Genomic DNA, 16,350 nt, shown 5'->3' with positions numbered 1-16,350 from the left:
CCCATGGCCACCAGCAAACCGCGTATTGATCGCCGCATCGTTCGCAGCCGCAATGCCATCCTTTCCGCTTTCGAGCGCCTGCTTATGGAAAAGCCGCTGGCAGACATTACGGTGAGTGCCATCGCGCGCGAGGCCAATGTCGACCGTAAAACCTTCTACGTGCACTTTGGTACGGTTGATGGCTTGCTCGATGCCATTGCCGTCGATGTGGTGGAGATGATTGTCGACTCGGTCGAGAAAACGCTTGCCTCCATGGATGGCGACACCAACGAGCGCGCCCTGGGCGCGGCGGCGACCTTCTTTAAAACCGTTAACGAGGCACTGTGCAACAACCTGGTACTCAATCGTCAGCTGATCGAGAACATTCCGCTCGATGATTTTATGGCTCGTCTTCGTGCGCCGCTCGAAGACGAGATTGCCGAGCGCGACTTGCTGCCCCACGGTCTCAAGGACGAGATGTTCGATTACTATCTGGCGTTTTTGCTGTCGGGCATTATCGGTATCTATCGCACGTGGGCACTGTCTGACGGCTCGGTTCCTATTGAGCGTGTCTCTGAGGTCGCCAACGATCTGACTCTCAATGGTCTGTCGAGTCTGGAATCTCGCTTGGATTAGGCCTAGTTGGGCTCGTCGGCGTGGAAATTCCTGTTCACGAGGTTCTCCGGCGCCTTGTAGACCTCGCCGGCGCAGGAGCTGTAGCCTGAGGATCCTTAAAAGAAAGTTCAGTTTATCCTTCCCGCTCCAAATGGGAATCCTCCGATGCGCCTTCGCACGCTTGCATGACCTCGATACCATGCGAGCGTGCGAAGGCGACGAGCTCTGCGTTGCGGGCGTTTATGGTGCCGAAGGCGGCGGGGCACACAATAAGGCGCGCACAGTGGACGAGGAGCTCTTTGGCGCGGGCTATGGTTTTATCCCCGATCGGCTCGAAGGCGCGCTCGGCCACGCATTCCGTCGCCAGGTCGCGCGCGAGCTCGCAGTCGATGTCCCCTTCGTGCAGAACGCCCGCGTAGAACGCCTTGCCCTGCCGGATGAGCTGGCGAAACACAGCCGACCCCGTACCTGCGCCGGCGATGACGAACGTGTGCGCATCACCGTGTGGGCGCCCAATTTCCACGCTGCCGAAGCGCTCGTTGAAGGTGCCATGCTGAAGGCCGTAGAGCTCGCCAATTGTCTCGCGCGTGAATATGTTCTCGGGTGCGCCGGCGCGGAAGACCCGGCCGTCCTTCACGCAAATCACCTTGTCGGCGCTTTTCTGCGCGAGCTCGAGTTCGTGGATGGACATGATGACAGCCACATTCCGCGATTTCGCAAGGTGGCGAAGTATTCGCAGCAGGTCGATCTGGTAGCGGATATCGAGATACGACGTGGGCTCGTCGAGCACGAGCACACGCGGATCCTGCGCGATGGCGCGTGCGAGCATGACGCGCTGGCGTTGCCCATCGCTTATCTGCATGAAGTCGCGCTCGGCGAGCTCTTCCACATGTGCGGTTTTCATTGCCTCGTCGACCCGACTATGGTCGTCGGGCGAGAGTGTGCCCATTCGCCCGGTGTAGGGATGTCTTCCCGCCTCTACGATATCGCGGCAGGTGAGGAGCTCGGTCCGGGGGCGATCTGTCAGCATAACGGCAAGGTTCCTTGCGAACTCCGCCGTCTTCCATCGGGAAATCTCCCGTCCGTCGAGCTCGACCGCGCCGGCAAGCGGTGCAAGATGGCGTGTGATGGTTTTCAAGATGGTCGACTTGCCCGAGCCGTTCGGCCCGATGAGCGCCACGACGTCGCCCGCGCGAACCTCCAGATCGACACCTTCGACTACGACCTTCTTGTCGTAGCCCGCCGACAGGTCGCTTATGCGGAAAAGCGGCGCTCCGTCAGCCTGCGTTTCGACCGGGGTTTCGAGGTTCGACTGCGCTCGGAGGAGGCGTTCCGCGCGCAGTTCCGCACGAGCCGAAAGTGCCTTCTGACGCTTTCGTGCGAGCTCAGGACTGGCCAGGCATGGAATGTTCCCTCCGAGCGTTTTGGTCCGCGGCACGAATTCCCCCATCTACCTCACCCGCTTCTTCAACATGAGTGCAATAACCACCGGCGCGCCGAAGATGGCGGTGACGGCGCTGATGGAAAGCTCGACGGGGGAGAACAGCGTGCGCGCGATCAAATCGCAGCCCGCGCAGAAGATGGCGCCTCCCAAGAAGCACGCAGGAATCACGCGGATGGGCTTCGACGACTTCAACGCCGACTTCACGAGATGCGGAACCGCGATGCCTACGAACGACACCGGACCAGCGAACGCGGTCACGCAGGCAGAGAGCATGCTCGCTAGAAGGACGAGCACCACGCGGAAGCGTGCGACGTTCACGCCGACGCTTTTCGCGTAGGCTTCTCCCAGCTGGAAGGCGGAAAGGGGCTTCGATATCGCGAATACGCATGCGCTCACGGTGATCACCACGACCGCGATGACCGCGATGTCGTTCCAGCTCGAACCCGAGAAGCTACCCAAAGACCAGTTGTGCAGGTTCACGATGGACTGGTCGTCGGCGAAGGCGATGAGGAAGTTCGTCGCCGCCGAGCAGATGTATCCCACCATGACGCCCGCCACGATGAGCATGGCCATGGAACTTATGCGCCGTGCGATGAGGAGCACGAAGCCGATGGTGATAAGCGAGCCCAGAAACGCTGCGGCCACCATGGCCGGCGAGGACATGGCCTGGTTCGCGTCCAGAAGTGCGATCATCGTAAGCGCGACGACGAACTTTGCGCCCGAGGAGACGCCCAAGATGAACGGGTCGGCGATGGGGTTGTTGAAAAACGTCTGCAGTAGGAACCCGGAAAGCGAAAGTGCCCCGCCGAGAAGCACGGCTGAAAGCACGCGCGGCAGGCGAATCTCCCAGATGACCTGGCTTTCCATGGAATTGGCCGCGCCGCCCGAAAGGATGCCGGGGATGTGGTCTGCTGGCACGAGCACGCTCCCGATGCACAGGTTGGCCCCGACGAGCACGATGAGGGCAACAGCGAGCAGCGCCGTCACGACGCGACACCGCGCGGCGCGCCCCGATTCGTCGTATGTCATGGAAAGTCGGCTTTTCATGGTGCTAGCCGAGCTTCCTCAGATAATGGAAGTCGCTCGCGTCATCGCCGGTGAACGCCCCGTGCAGCTCGTCGATAATGTCGGCGGTAGAAGTCATCTGCTGGTACATGTCGGCGCTTGTGACCCAGACGTTGCCGTTCTTCACGGCTTTGAACTGCGACAATAGCGCGTTTTTGCCTACGAAGTCGTTCAAGGTGGCAACCGATTCGTCGATGGTGCCGTTGTAGACGATGATGTCGGCATCCTTCGCCGTCGCGTAGAAGCGCTCCATTTCGAGCGTTACTGACGAACCTGACGTCGACGCCGTCTGCGCGTCATCGAGCGCGTAGCTGCCGCCTGCAAGCTCGATCATCTGCGCCACGTAGTCGCCCGCCCGCCTCGTGACGGCGGCCCCGTTCGAGTTAATGTAGAAATACGCCACGGTTTTACCTGACGACGCGAGCCCCGACGTTTGCTCGACGCGGGCCTTCTGCTCGTTGAACAGGTGCGCGGCCTCGTCTTCCTTGTCGAACAGGACGCCGAAAAGCTTAATCCACTCGACGCGCCCGAGTGCTTCGGGCTCGCTCGACGACTGTTCGGTGAGCACGACGAGCCCGAGCTTCTGCAGCTTTTCCTTCACATCGGGCGTGTGGTTGATCATGGTGTTCTCGATGGCGAGCGTGCAGCCCGAGGCCGATATTCGCTCGTAGTCGGGCGCGCTGTACTTGCCGCCGTAGGCGATCGCCCCACTTTCGAGCGCGCTTTTGAAGCGCGCGACCGAGCAATCGTCGGCCTTCGTGCCCGACATTAAGATATTGTCGTTCGCATCGAGCGCGTCGACCAGGCACATCGTTGCCGACGACACGAGGTACACCTTGTCGGCGGGGCGCCTTATGACCGCGATGTCGGAGCTCAACCCATCAGGTACCTTCGCATCTTGCGGCACCACGAGGAAGCGCTCCCCGTTCGAAACGCAGATAAGCCGCAGGCCGCCTTCGTACTCGTCGACAGTGAAGTGCTTGGCGTTTTCAAGCTGAAGCGCCCCCGTCGGCTCCCAGCCGCAGCCCAAATCGGCGTTGTGGAAGTCGGCCGCGGCGCTTGAAGCCGTTACCGCAGGGGAACCGCCGCTTGCATCGTCGCCCGATTTCTCCTTCATGGTGGATGAGTCGAAGTAGAGCGTGTAGTCGATGGTGTGCGGCGTCGACATGGCGACGGTCTCGGCCGACACGGCGATGTCCTCGTCGAGCGTGACGGGTATCTCGAATGTGGAGTTGCCGCCGTCGTTTACAGGCGCGTAGTCCACGCCGTCGACGGTCATTTTGTCGTAGTTCGAACTCGACCAGGTGATGGTCGCGGTGTAGGTGTCGCCATCCTTCACAATTGTGGTGGGTGAGGCGATGCTTGCGCGCCCTGACCCGCCGGAAAGCGAGACGCTCACAGTGTGTTCCTGAGAGCCCGCCGTGCCACCGGTCGCGTTCGGGCTCGCACTGCACCCCGCGAAGGGAAGCGCGAGCAGGGCGACGAGAACGCAGGTGATCGCGCGCGCCGCGATGCTGCGGCGCTTCCTGCTTTCCTTCTTGGTAAGAATCGACCGCATGGCGTTACTTCAGCGCGTCGGCGCGCAGATCGACGCCGGCGGATTCGAACACGAGCGTGCGGTCGTACCACTGCCCTTTTCTAATGCTCCACGCGGCGCAGGCGGTGTCCTCGTCGAGCGCTTCAACGGGTACGTCGTAGGTGTACTTGCCTTCCGCGTTTTCCACATAGGGGATGAAGTCGGCCTCGCTCGCGGCGGCAGCCTCGTCGCCCGTGCCCATGAAGAGCTTGCCGTAGCCCGTGCCGGAAAGTGTCATCACGCAGTGCATGGAGCCGTTTTCCACGATGAGCTGGGCGTCCACAATCCTGAACATGTTCGAGCTGGAATCTACGGTGATCGGATAGGTGCCGTCGGCCACCTTGTCGGCGGTGATGGGGGCAGCGCTTGCGCCCTCGGGCGCATCGGCCGCCTGTTCGGTCTTTTCCTGGGAATCGGCATCGCTTGCCTTTGCGCTGTCGATTGAATTTCCGCCGCAGCCGGCGAGCGAGAACGCGAAAAGCGCCGCCGACAAGGCGAAGGCGAGGGTTTTCTTCAACATGGAGTGGTTCCTTTCAATCGCTTCGACCGCCCGCGCCGTGCGGTGGGCGGGCGGGATGCGAATGCAACGGGCATGCGCCGTCAGTCGGGGAAGGCGCATGCCCGTTGCACGGGGACGCGACCGGCGCCCCCGTGCGCGGCGAGTTTACAGCTTGGCGATGGCGTCGTCCACGTGCGAGACGTAGATGTCATCGACCGCGGCGTTCTGTCCCAGACCCTGGAGCAGGCACGTCACTTCGAAGCCGGCGGCCACGAACTTCGCAGCCCAGCTGTCGGGGTCGGTCTCGTCTGCCATGTCGTTGTTCGCGTGGTCGCCCGCGACCACCATGAACGGCGCGAGCACGGCCTTCTTGTACCCTGCGGCGCTCGCGGCGGCGATAACATCCTCGCAGGTCGGTTCAGCCTCGACAGTGCCGACGAAGAACTGCGTCAAGCCCTCGTTCTTGAACACTTCCTGCATCTTGGCATAGTCGGCGTTGGAATCGGCTTCGGTGCCGTGGCCCATGAGGCACAGCGCCGTCTTGCCGTCGTCGAAGGACGCCATGTTCTCCTTAATGGCTGCGGCCACCTTCTTGTAGTCGTCGTCGGAGGTGAGCAGCGGGTCGCCGAGCGAGATCTTGTCGAACTTGTCGGCGTACTTGTCGAGCTCGTCTTTCACGTCGGCGTATTCCAGGCCAGCCATGAGATGCGTCGGCTGCACGACGATTTCCTTCACGCCGTCTTCCACACAGCGGTCGAGCGCCTCGGTCATGTTGTCAATCGTGATGCCGTCGCGCTTCTTCAGCTTGTCGATGATGATCTGCGCGGTGAAGGCGCGGCGGATGTCGTAGTCCTGCCAGTACTTCTCGCGGATAGCGTCTTCGATGGCGCCGATGGTGATGTGGCGCGAGTCGTTGTAGCTCGTGCCGAAGCTCGTGACGAGGATGACCGGCTTCACGGCCTTCTCCTTTTCACTCGATTTCTCGGAACTCGCGGAGGTGTTGGAGCAGCCCGCGAGCGCGAATCCGGCGAGCGCGACGGCTCCGGTTGCTGCGGCGCCCATGAAGCCGCGGCGTGACATCTGGTCGGACATGGTTTTTCCTTTCCTCGGTTTGCCGGTCCCCCGGCGACAGTTGCTTGTCGGCACAAGCGAAAGAAAAGCGCACCCCTCGGGGTTCACAAGGAGCTAACGCCACGGCGATGCCGTGAGGAAAAGGCGAAGCAGTCTGGCTTGGGGCGCGAGGCGGTTCGCCCGCGCGTCCTATACAGTAATGTCCCTTGCCCAGGATTCCCACCTGGTTCCCTCCGCAAGCCAGCACGGGCTGTGCAGGCGCCGCGCCGGTCATTTCCTTTTATCCGATTGTCATATGCTCGTTGCCGAAACTTTTACTATGATAGTGGGCACTTGTGAACGTGTCAAAGCCAGGGCGGGCGGCATTGCGCCTCCTGCCTGCGTATTTGCGCCGATTGCCGCCGCAGGCGCCGTGTTTTGCCCGCTGCGCGAATGGCGGCGTAAACGGTTGCGATGAGAAACGGGAAGGGAAGGCTCGGATGATTCATATCGTTGGCGCAGGCTCGGGCGCCGCCGACCTTATCACGCTGCGCGGGGCGCGCCTTCTGCGCGCAGCCGACGTGGTCGTTTGGGCGGGAAGCCTTGTGAACCCCGAGCTGCTCGCTGAGTGCAAGGAATCCTGCATCGTCTACGACAGCGCGCACATGACCTTGGAGGAAGTGCTCGACGTGATGTGCGCGGCAGATGCGCGGGGCGAGGAAGTGGTGCGCCTGCACACGGGCGACCCGTGCCTGTACGGCGCCATCCAGGAGCAGATGGACGCGCTCGACGCGCGCGGCGTGGACTACGAGGTGGTGCCCGGCGTGTCGAGCTTTTGCGGTGCCGCGGCGGCGCTTCGCCAGGAATACACGCTGCCGGGAATCAGCCAGTCGGTCGTGATCACGCGGCTTTCCGGACGTACCCCCATGCCCGCGGGCGAGGGCATGCGCACCATGGCGGAAAGTGGCTCGACTATGGTCATCTTCCTGAGCTCGGGTATGCTCGCCGAGCTTTCCGCCGAGCTTTTGGCCGCGGGCCGCAGCTCCGACGAGCCGGCCGCGCTCGTGTACAAGGCGACCTGGCCTGAGGAGCGCGTGGTGCGATGCACAGTGGGCACGCTCGCCGACGCGGGCGCGCGAGAGGGCATCGACCGCACGGCGCTCGTGGTGGTGGGCCGCGTGCTCGGAGCTCGCGGCGGGCTTTCGCACAACGGCGCGCAAACGGAGTCGTACGAGCGCAGCAAGCTTTACGACCCTTCGTTTGCCACGGGGTATCGGAAGGCGAGCAGCTAGCGTGGCCTTCGAGCATTACATATATACCGGGACGACCCGCCTGCGCTGCGGCTACACCACGGGGAGCTGCGCCGCGCTCGCGGCGAAGGCAGCCTGCGAGATGCTCTTGTCACGAAAGCCTGTCGGCCTCGTGTCGATCGTCACCCCCGGCGGGCTGCCCGTCGAGGCGAACGTGATCGACGCATGCATCGGCGAGGGGTGCGCCCAGTGCGCCGTGCGAAAGGACGCAGGCGACGATGCCGATGTGACCGACGGCGTGCTTGTGTACGCGCGCGTGGAACATGCGGGGTCGGGCACGGGTGCTGCGGGCGGCAAGGACGTGCCCGCGCGCGAATCGGAAGTTTCCGTCGATGGCGGCGTGGGCGTGGGGCGCGTGACGTTGCCCGGGCTCGAGCAGCCGGTTGGGGCGGCCGCCATCAACGCGACGCCGCGCGCGATGATCACTTCGGCGGTGCGCGAGGTGTGCGCCGCGCACGGCTTTTCTGGAAATATTGCTGTGACGATTTCGGTACCCGAGGGCGTTTCCCTTGCCGAAAAGACCTTCAACCCGCACCTGGGGATAGAGGGCGGCATCTCCATCCTGGGCACGACGGGCATCGTCGAGCCGCGCAGCCTCGCTGCCTTGCGCGACAGCATCGAGCTCGAGATCCGGCAGCATGCGGCTATGGGGCGGCGCGGAGTCGTGCTCACGCCCGGCAACTACGGCGGGCAGTTCATCTCGGGGCATTTCCACCTAAACGGTGCGCCGGTGGTCTTCATCTCCAACTTTGTGGGCGATGCGATTGATTGCTGCGTTCGCGAGGGATTCACCAATGTCCTTCTTGTGGGACACATCGGCAAGCTGGTGAAGGTCGCTGGCGGCATCATGGACACCCATTCGCGTACCGCCGACTGCCGCGCGGAGATTCTGGCCGCCCACGCGGCCTTGGTCGGCGCGGGCGCGAAGACCGTGCGCGAGATCATGTCGTCGGTCACGACCACGGCGGCGCTCGAGGTAATCGAGGCCGCCGGCGTGGGGGACGCTGCGCGCGCCTCGCTCGCCGCGGCAATCGAGGACAGGTTGCGCCGCCGCGCGGCGGGCGCATGCGACATCGCCGCGGTCGTGTTCGACGCCGAGCGCCGCGAGCTTTTCCGCACGTCGGGCGCCGATGCAGTCATCGGGGAATTGGGGGCGACGTATGAGTAAAGGCGTGCTGCACGGGGTGGGTACGGGGCCTGGCGACCCCGAGCTTCTCACGATCAAGGCCGTCCGCACAATCGAATCGTGTCCGGTCATCGCCGCACCGCAGACGGCGGACGGGGCCATGGTCGCGCTCGACATCGTGCGCGGCGCCGTCGACTTTACAGGCAAGACGGTGATCCCCGTGCGATTCTCGATGACGCGCGATCTCGAGCGCCGCGCGGCCGAGCATGCCTCGCTTGTTCGCGAGCTTGTCGCGCACCTGGATGCGGCCCGCGACGTCGCGCTGCTGAACCTGGGGGACCCGAGCATCTACGCCACCTTCCAGCGCATAGCGCCCGACGTGCGCGCCCACGGGTTCGAGGCGCGCGCCATTCCCGGCGTGCCGAGCTTCTGCGCGGTCGCCGCGGCGCTCGAGCGCGACCTCACGCCCGAGATGTCGTCGCCTCTGCACATCGTGCCCGGCGGCTACGACGACGTGCGCCGCGCAATCGGCTGGCCGGGGACGAAGGTGGTCATGAAGGCGCGCCGCTCGCTTGCGGACACGAAGCGCATCCTTCGCGAGGAGGGCGCCTTCGACGGTGCCGAGCTCGTAGAGGATTGTGGGCTTCCGGGCGAGCGCGTGTACCGCTCGCTCGACGATGTGCCCGATCGGGGTAGCTACTTCTCGACGATGGTGGTGCGCTAGATGAGGGTTTCCTGCATAGCGTTCACTGAGAGGGGGTATGCGTTGGCTGAGCGCACCGCACGCGCGCTTTCCGATTGCGCGCAGACAGGTGAAGATGACCCTGGCTGGGACGTTTCCGTTTCGCGCGGATTCGGCGAGGGGAAGGCCGACCTGCGCGCATGGACGGCGCACGCCTGGGAAGCGTCGGACGCGCTTCTGTTCGTGGGCGCGGCGGGCATCGCCGTGCGGGCGATCGCGCCGCATGTCGCCTCGAAGACAAACGATCCCGCGGTTGTGGCGATCGACGAGGCGGGGCGCTTTGCCGTCCCGCTTTTGTCGGGGCATTTGGGTGGTGCGAACGAGCTTGCGCAAACTGTGGCACGCGCGGTAGGCGCCATCCCCGCCATCACCACGGCGACCGACGTCCGCGGCGTGTGGGCGGTAGATACGTGGGCGCGCCGTGCGGGGCTCGCCGTTTCGAATCCCGAGGCCATCAAGCGAGTGTCGGCGCGGCTGCTTTCGGGCGGGCGCGTGACGCTCTATTCCGACATGCCGATTTCGGGACAGCCGCCTGAGGGGGTTGACATTGCGTCCGACCGCGCTCGGGCCGATATCGTCGTTTCGCCGTTTGCTGGCGCGAATGCAGGTGCGTCCGTTCGCGCGGCGGAGACAACGGGCAAGGTTGTGCCCGCCGCTGAGACGGGGAAGCCGGCGGGCGTGCGGGCGCAGGCGCCTGCGCCCGAGCCACTTCGCCTTGTCGTGCCCTGCATCGTTGCGGGTATAGGGTGCCGTCGCGGTGCGTGCGCCGAAGCGATTGAGGAGGCGTTTTTTCTCGCGTGCGGGCAGGCGGATATCTCGCCTTCGGCCGTGCGCGAGGCGGCGACGATCGACGTGAAGGCGCACGAGGAGGGTCTGCTCGCTTTCTGCCGCGCGCGGAATATCCCGCTCGCGACGTATTCCGCAGAGGAGTTGTCGCAGGTCGAAGGCAGCGTTTCGCCATCTGATTTCGTGCGCGCGACGGTGGGGGTCGACAACGTGTGCGAGCGTGCGGCGCTCGCGGACGGGGGCAAACTTATCTTCCCGAAGCTCGCTCACGGCGGCGTGACCGTCGCGTTTTCCAAGGTAACTATCGAACTTTCGTTTAAGGAGCGGTGATGGGAAAGCTCTTCGTGGTGGGGATCGGCCCGGGCGGCCCCGACGGCATGACGATTGCGGCTCGGCGCGCGCTCGAGGCGGCCGACATCGTTGTGGGGTACACGAAATACGTGGAGCTCGCGCTCGCCGCTGTGCCCGACGCGGCGCATCTCGCGACGCCGATGATGCACGAGGTCGAACGGTGCCGCCTGGCGCTTTCGCGTGCGCAGAGTGGAGAAGCCGTGGGGCTCGTGTGCAGCGGTGACGCGGGCGTGTACGGCATGGCGAGCCCCGTGCTGGAGCTTGCGGAGGACTACCCCGATGTAGACGTGGAAGTTATCGCCGGGGCCACCGCGGCTCAGAGCGGGTCGGCGGTGCTCGGCGCCCCGCTTGCCCACGACTTCGCGGTCGTGTCGCTCTCCGACTTGCTCACGCCGTGGGAGGTCATCGAGCGCAGGCTCGCCGCCGTGGCGAGCGCCGACTTCTGCATCTGTTTGTACAACCCGCGCAGCAGAAAGCGCGCCGACAGGCTCTCGCGCGCGGCGAAGATTATGCTCGAATGGAAGGCCCCCGACACGCTCTGCGGCTGGGTACGCAACATCGGGCGCGAGGGGCAGCAGTCGGGCATGTGCAGGCTCTCCGAGCTGGGGGAGCTTGATGCCGACATGTTCACCACCGTATTCGTCGGCAACGCGGACACGAAGCGCGTAGGCGGCCGTATGGTCACGCCGCGCGGGTATCGGGAGATTCCATGCGAAAGGTAACGATCATCGGGGCGGGGCCCGGAAACCCCGACTTGCTCTCGCGCGCGGCGCTCGACGCGATCGACATCGCCGACGTGGTCATCGGCGCTCATCGCGCGCTTGTCGGCATCGACGTGCCGCCACACGTGGTGAGATGCGAGCTCGTGAAGACGGCGGACATCGTCGCCGCGCTCACCGATGCGGCGTCGTGGCAGCGTGCCGTGGTCGTGATGACGGGCGATGTGGGGCTGTTCAGCGGCGCGCGCCGTCTGGTGGAGGCGCTCTCCGGCGACGCGCAGGTGGACGTGCGCATCATTCCCGGCATAAGCTCAGCGTCGTATCTCGCCGCGTGCCTCGCGCGTCCATGGCAGGATTGGCGCTTCGCGAGCGCTCACGGCGTGGCATGCGACATCGTGGCCGAGGCCGAGCGCGCAGGTGAGCTCTTCCTCGTCACGTCGGGCGGGGAAGACCCCTCGCGGCTTTCGGGCGAGCTTGTGCAGGCGGGCTTCGGGGACGCGCGCGTGACGGTGGCCGAGCGCCTGTCGTACCCCGACGAGCGCATCACCTGCGCGACCGCAAGTGAAATCGCAGGTCAGACGTTCGACGACTTGAACGTGATGCTTATCGAGTTCGCAGGCGGCGTCGCGAGCTCCCGCTGGCCGTACGCTTCCTCGGGCATTCCCGACGAGCTCTTCATCCGCGGCGACGTTCCCATGACCAAGCAGGAGGTTCGCGCCGTCGCGCTCGCGAAGCTGCGCCTTACCGCGACCGACACCGTGTGGGACGTCGGCGCCGGCACGGGGAGCGTGTCGATCGAGGCGGCGCTCGTCGCGCGAGCGGGCTCGGTATGGTCGGTGGAGCGCAACGCGGCCGGCGTGCGGCTCATCCGAGAGAACGCGGATGCATTCGGGTGCGGCAACGTGCATGCGGTCCCCGGTGTCGCCCCCGATGCGCTCGCGAAACTGCCCGTCCCCGACGCCGTGTTCGTCGGCGGGAGCGCGGGCGAGCTTCCCTCCATCGTGGAGGCGGCGCTCGAGAAGAACTCGCAGGTTCGCCTGTGCGTGCCATGCGTCACCGTTGAGACGCTCACCGAGGCGTGCGCGCTCCTCTCGGGTTCGCGCTTTAAGGGGTTCGAGGCGTGCCAGGTGTCTGCCGCCCGCGCCGAGGCTGTAGGCTCGCACCATCTTATGAAGGCGCAAAACCCCGTGTTCCTCGTCAGCGCGCGTGGTGCAGGTGGGGAAGGCGGCGCCCGGTGAGTACGTCCATCCCGCGCTTCATGGTCGCTGCGCCCTCGAGCGGGAGCGGCAAGACGGTCGTAACGTGCGCGCTCCTGCGCGCGCTCGCGCGCCGCGGCCTTGCATGCGCGGCCTTCAAATGCGGCCCCGACTACATTGACCCGCTCTTTCATCGCCGCGTCGTGGGTGCGCGCTCGGGCAACTTAGATGGTTTCTTCACCGACGCCCCGACGCTGCGCGCCCTGCTCGCACGCGGCGCCGCGGGCGCGGATGTCGCGGTGCTCGAGGGGGTCATGGGCTTCTACGACGGCATGGCGCCCGGCGTGGCCGACGCGAGCAGCTACCAGGTTGCGCGCGATACGGAAACGCCGGTCGTTTTAGTGGTGAACGGGCGTGGGGCGTCTTTATCGCTCGCCGCCGTAATCCGCGGCATCGCCGAGTTCCTGCCTTGTGCGAACGTGCGCGGCGTCGTGCTGAACAAGACGAGCGCCGCTGCCTGCGCCTACGCGGCCCCTGCGATTGAGAAGCACACGGGCGTCGCGGTTTTGGGTAATATCCCCGCCGACGAGGCGTTCTCGCTCGAAAGCCGGCATCTGGGGCTTGTGACCGCCGACGAGGTCGAGCAGCTCTCCCCGCGCATCGACAAGATGGCCGAGCTGGTGGAAAAGAGCGTCGACGTCGATCGCTTGCTCGAAATAGCGGCGACGGCACCCGATATCCGCGAGGAACCTTACCGGTTGGAGCCGATCGCGGGAGCGCGGCCCATCGTCGGCGTCGCGCGTGACGAGGCGTTCTCGTTCTACTACGAGGAGAACCTGCGCGCGCTCGAGGACCTTGGTTGCGAGCTGGCCTTTTTCAGCCCCCTGTGTGATAGCGAGTTGCCCCGGGGGACAAGCGCCCTCTATCTGGGGGGCGGCTACCCGGAGCTCCATGCGCGGCAGCTCTCCGAGAACGCGCCGATGCGCGAGGCGGTGCGGCGCGCGGTGGAATCCGGCATGCCGACGGTCGCCGAATGCGGTGGGTTTCTGTACCTGCAGCGCGAAATCGCCGATAGCGAGGGGCGGCGCTGGCCTGTTGCGGGCGCCCTTGAGGGCGCAAGCGAGAACGGGGGAAGGCTGTCCCATTTCGGGTACGTGGAGCTCACTTCCCAACGCGACGGGCTCTACGGGCCGCGCGGCACACGCATCCGCGCGCACGAGTTCCACTACTGGCAGTCCACCTGCCCGGGCGGCGACTTCTGGGCGCAGAAGCCCCGGCGCGACAAGGGCTGGCCGTGCATGACGACCACCCCGTCCCTGGTGGCGGGCTTCCCGCATGTGTACTATCCTGCTAACCCCGACGCTGCGCGCGCGTTCGCGTCTGCCGCAGCGTCGTTCGCAGAGAGGAGACGGCATGGCTGAGGCAACTGAAACCGCGCTTGCCTGCATCCGCGAGGAAGTCGGGCGCGCGTTCTCGTCGGCGCCGGGCGCCGTGCTCGAAGCCGCGCTCTCCCGGATCGCGCCCGCAGACGAGTGCGCCCGCGCCGCCGCGTACGTCGCGTGGGACTCCATCGCGCACCCCTTGGGGGGATTGGGCGACTTTGAAGACGCCGTCGCGTGTATCGCCGCAGCTCAGGGGAGCGCCGAGGTTGCCGAGTTCCCCCGTGTGCTCGCGGTATTCTTCTCTGACAACGGGGTCGTTGCCGAAGGCGTGTCGCAAAGCGGGCAAGACGTGACGCGAGCCGTTGCGCGCAGCATGTGCGAGGGGGCCACGAGCGCCTGCCGCATGGCAGCGTTCGCGGGTGCCGAGGTCGTGCCCATCGACGTGGGTATGGCCCGGGGCATAGAAGACGCGCGCATGGTGCGCGCGAACGTGCGGCGGGGGAGCGGCAACATCGCGCACGGCCCCGCTATGTCTCGCGATGGGGCCGTGCGCGCGATCGAGGTCGGAATCGCCGTCGCGTGCGGGCTTGCCCGTGCCGGCGTGCGCCTTCTCGCCGCGGGCGAGATGGGCATCGGCAACACGACCACCTCGGCGGCGGTGGCCGCAGTGCTCCTCCGGGCGGACGCGCGGAGCCTCGTCGGGCGCGGCGCGGGGCTCTCGGACGCCTCACTCGCGCGCAAGCGCGACGTGGTCGAGCGTGCTATCGACGCGAACGCGCCCGATCCCGCCGATCCGATCGACGTGCTCTCGAAGGTGGGCGGCTTCGACATCGCGGCAATGTGCGGCTTCTACCTGGGGGCCGCGGCCTCGAAGGCGCCGGCGCTCCTCGACGGGGTCATATCCTGCACGGCGGCCCTGTGCGCGGCGCGCCTGTGCCCCAACGCCTTGGGCTACCTCGTGGGCACCCACGCATCAAGCGAACCCGCAAGCCAGGAGCTCCTTCGCGAGCTCGGCATAAAGGCACCCCTCGACGCAGGCATGCACTTGGGCGAGGGCGCGGGCGCCATGGCGTATCTGCCCCTTCTGGATTCGGCGCTGCGCGTGTATCGGGATGGTAAGACGTTCACGGCGACTGGCATGGCTGCTTACGAGCATTTCGAGGCCGGGAAATGACGGTGACGCTCGTCATCGGCGCCGCCGCGAGCGGCAAGAGCGCCTACGCCGAGTCCCTGTGCCTCGGGCACGACGGCCCTCGCGTGTACCTGGCAACGATGGAGCCCTTCGGGGAAGAGGGCGCCCGCCGCATCGCGCGGCATCGGGCGCTGCGCGAGGGCAAGGGGTTTTCCACCCTCGAGCGCACGCGTGACGTGGGCGCCGCAGTTCCCGGGCTTCCGCGCGGCTGCACGCTTCTTTTGGAGGACGTGGGCAACCTGGTTGCGAACGAGCTCTTCGCGGAAGGCGGCTTGTCCCCGCGTGACCCCGACGCTGCGGCGTGCGAGGTGCTCGGAGGCATCGAACGGCTCGCTCAGGCCGCTGCGTATACGGTGGTGGTCACCGTCGACGTGTTCGCCGATGGGATGCGCTACGATGAGGGGACCGAGGCATGGAGGCGCGCGCTCGCGCGCGTGAACGCGGGCGTGGCGGCGCTGGCTGACCGCGCAGTCGAAGTGGTATGCGGGATTCCCGTGTGGATGAAAGGCGAAGGACCTACAAGGTGAAGATAGCAGAGGCAATCGGCGCGGCGTTCGGAACGTTCTCGCGCATCCCCGTCCCGAAATCGGCCTGGACCGATTTCGGATCAACCCATGCGCTTGGCGCGTTTCCCCTGGTGGGCGTTGCGGAAGGCTTCCTCATGACGGCGTGGGGGCACGTGGCGAACCTGCTCGGCGTGCCCGCGACCATCGTCGCGGCCGTGCTCGTGGCGTTGCCTGTGGCAGTGACGGGAGGCATCCACCTAGACGGGCTCTGCGACACCTCCGATGCGCTTGCAAGTTGGGCCCCGCGCGAGCGAAAGCTCGAGATCATGCACGACCCGCGGGCGGGCGCCTTCGGGGTCATCGGTGTTGTTGTGTACCTTATTCTGCAGTTTTCCCTGTTCACCGCGCTGCCGCTTACGGCGGGGGCGTTCCTCGCGCTTCTGTGCTCGCTCGTGTTCTCCCGCGCGCTTTCGGGGCTTGCCGTTGAATGCTGGCCTGCCGCGCGGGCTGACGGCATGGCCGCGGGGCTCTCGCCTGCGAAGAAGCGCGCGGCGATCGTCGTGCCGCTTTGCGCTTTCGCTGCGGCTTCGGCTGCAGGGATGGTCGCGTGCGCTCAGGCCGTCGGCGCCCTTATGGCGGTGGCGGGGCTTTTGGTGCTCGCGTGGTACCGCCATGTTGCCCTGTCCCGCTTCGGTGGGGTGACGGGGGATTTGGCCGGATGGTTTCTGCAATGGGCCGAGCTCGCGATGCTTGCCATGCTAGTGGCGGGGGGCATGCTCCTATGATGCTCGTGGTAGGTGGCGCACATTCGG

At 65.7% G+C, this 16,350-nt stretch carries 16 protein-coding genes; 11 read left to right on the top strand and 5 right to left on the bottom strand.

Annotated features, from left to right (window positions below; all coding sequences use genetic code 11):
- The first annotated feature begins 3 nt into the window (after positions 1 to 3).
- Positions 4 to 615, top strand: coding sequence for a TetR/AcrR family transcriptional regulator (locus PMX70_RS01455; protein ID WP_271742605.1), 612 nt, complete (start codon positions 4 to 6; stop codon positions 613 to 615).
- A 112-nt stretch (positions 616 to 727) separates the two neighbouring features.
- Here the strand turns inward: PMX70_RS01455 and PMX70_RS01450 are convergent, their stop codons facing one another.
- The 5 genes from PMX70_RS01450 to PMX70_RS01430 form a co-directional block, all read right to left on the bottom strand.
- On the bottom strand, positions 728 to 2,044 hold the full coding sequence (locus PMX70_RS01450; RefSeq protein WP_271742604.1) for an ABC transporter ATP-binding protein: 1,317 nt from the start codon (positions 2,042 to 2,044) through the stop codon (positions 728 to 730).
- Positions 2,045 to 3,067 carry a FecCD family ABC transporter permease gene (locus tag PMX70_RS01445; RefSeq protein WP_152068045.1) on the bottom strand — a complete coding sequence of 341 codons (1,023 nt, stop codon included), beginning with the start codon at positions 3,065 to 3,067 and terminating at the stop codon, positions 2,045 to 2,047.
- 22 nt (positions 3,068 to 3,089) lie between these two features.
- On the bottom strand, positions 3,090 to 4,661 hold the full coding sequence (locus tag PMX70_RS01440; RefSeq protein WP_271742602.1) for an ABC transporter substrate-binding protein: 1,572 nt from the start codon (positions 4,659 to 4,661) through the stop codon (positions 3,090 to 3,092).
- A 4-nt stretch (positions 4,662 to 4,665) separates the two neighbouring features.
- Positions 4,666 to 5,199: a hypothetical protein gene (locus PMX70_RS01435; protein WP_271742601.1), complete on the bottom strand. Its 534-nt coding sequence runs from the start codon at positions 5,197 to 5,199 to the stop codon at positions 4,666 to 4,668.
- 144 nt (positions 5,200 to 5,343) lie between these two features.
- A complete protein-coding gene (locus PMX70_RS01430) occupies positions 5,344 to 6,270 on the bottom strand; it encodes a sirohydrochlorin cobaltochelatase (protein WP_271742600.1) in 927 nt (308 codons plus the stop codon).
- Positions 6,271 to 6,728: 458 nt separating this feature from the next.
- Between PMX70_RS01430 and cobM the strand changes: the two genes are divergently transcribed.
- From cobM to PMX70_RS01380, 10 genes are read left to right on the top strand one after another with little or no spacing between them, the layout of a single operon-like run.
- Positions 6,729 to 7,520 (top strand): precorrin-4 C(11)-methyltransferase, encoded by a 792-nt coding sequence (gene cobM, locus PMX70_RS01425; RefSeq protein WP_152068042.1) that lies wholly within the window; start codon positions 6,729 to 6,731, stop codon positions 7,518 to 7,520.
- A 1-nt stretch (position 7,521) separates the two neighbouring features.
- Entirely contained in the window at positions 7,522 to 8,706 is a 1,185-nt protein-coding gene (gene cbiD / locus PMX70_RS01420; RefSeq protein ID WP_271742760.1) for a cobalt-precorrin-5B (C(1))-methyltransferase CbiD, read from the top strand.
- Complete coding sequence (gene cobI, locus PMX70_RS01415) at positions 8,699 to 9,388, top strand: precorrin-2 C(20)-methyltransferase (RefSeq protein WP_195404809.1); 690 nt, start codon at positions 8,699 to 8,701, stop codon at positions 9,386 to 9,388. The genes cbiD and cobI overlap by 8 nt, the downstream gene beginning before the upstream one ends.
- Entirely contained in the window at positions 9,389 to 10,522 is a 1,134-nt protein-coding gene (locus PMX70_RS01410) for a cobalt-precorrin 5A hydrolase (protein WP_271742599.1), read from the top strand. It abuts the gene before it with no gap.
- Entirely contained in the window at positions 10,522 to 11,265 is a 744-nt protein-coding gene (gene cobJ / locus PMX70_RS01405) for a precorrin-3B C(17)-methyltransferase (RefSeq protein ID WP_271742598.1), read from the top strand. Before PMX70_RS01410 ends, cobJ begins: the two co-directional genes overlap by 1 nt.
- Positions 11,253 to 12,500 (top strand): precorrin-6y C5,15-methyltransferase (decarboxylating) subunit CbiE, encoded by a 1,248-nt coding sequence (gene cbiE, locus PMX70_RS01400; protein ID WP_271742597.1) that lies wholly within the window; start codon positions 11,253 to 11,255, stop codon positions 12,498 to 12,500. Before cobJ ends, cbiE begins: the two co-directional genes overlap by 13 nt.
- On the top strand, positions 12,497 to 13,879 hold the full coding sequence (locus PMX70_RS01395) for a cobyrinate a,c-diamide synthase (protein ID WP_271742596.1): 1,383 nt from the start codon (positions 12,497 to 12,499) through the stop codon (positions 13,877 to 13,879). Before cbiE ends, PMX70_RS01395 begins: the two co-directional genes overlap by 4 nt.
- Complete coding sequence (locus PMX70_RS01390) at positions 13,872 to 15,014, top strand: nicotinate-nucleotide--dimethylbenzimidazole phosphoribosyltransferase (protein WP_271742595.1); 1,143 nt, start codon at positions 13,872 to 13,874, stop codon at positions 15,012 to 15,014. The genes PMX70_RS01395 and PMX70_RS01390 overlap by 8 nt, the downstream gene beginning before the upstream one ends.
- Positions 15,011 to 15,559, top strand: coding sequence for a bifunctional adenosylcobinamide kinase/adenosylcobinamide-phosphate guanylyltransferase (locus PMX70_RS01385; RefSeq protein ID WP_271742594.1), 549 nt, complete (start codon positions 15,011 to 15,013; stop codon positions 15,557 to 15,559). Before PMX70_RS01390 ends, PMX70_RS01385 begins: the two co-directional genes overlap by 4 nt.
- On the top strand, positions 15,514 to 16,323 hold the full coding sequence (locus PMX70_RS01380) for an adenosylcobinamide-GDP ribazoletransferase (protein WP_271742593.1): 810 nt from the start codon (positions 15,514 to 15,516) through the stop codon (positions 16,321 to 16,323). The genes PMX70_RS01385 and PMX70_RS01380 overlap by 46 nt, the downstream gene beginning before the upstream one ends.
- Positions 16,324 to 16,350 lie beyond the last annotated feature (27 nt).

The organism is Collinsella aerofaciens, assembly GCF_028206795.1.
Classification (GTDB): domain Bacteria; phylum Actinomycetota; class Coriobacteriia; order Coriobacteriales; family Coriobacteriaceae; genus Collinsella; species Collinsella aerofaciens_AX.
This window is presented reverse-complemented; position numbering and strand designations above follow the sequence as displayed.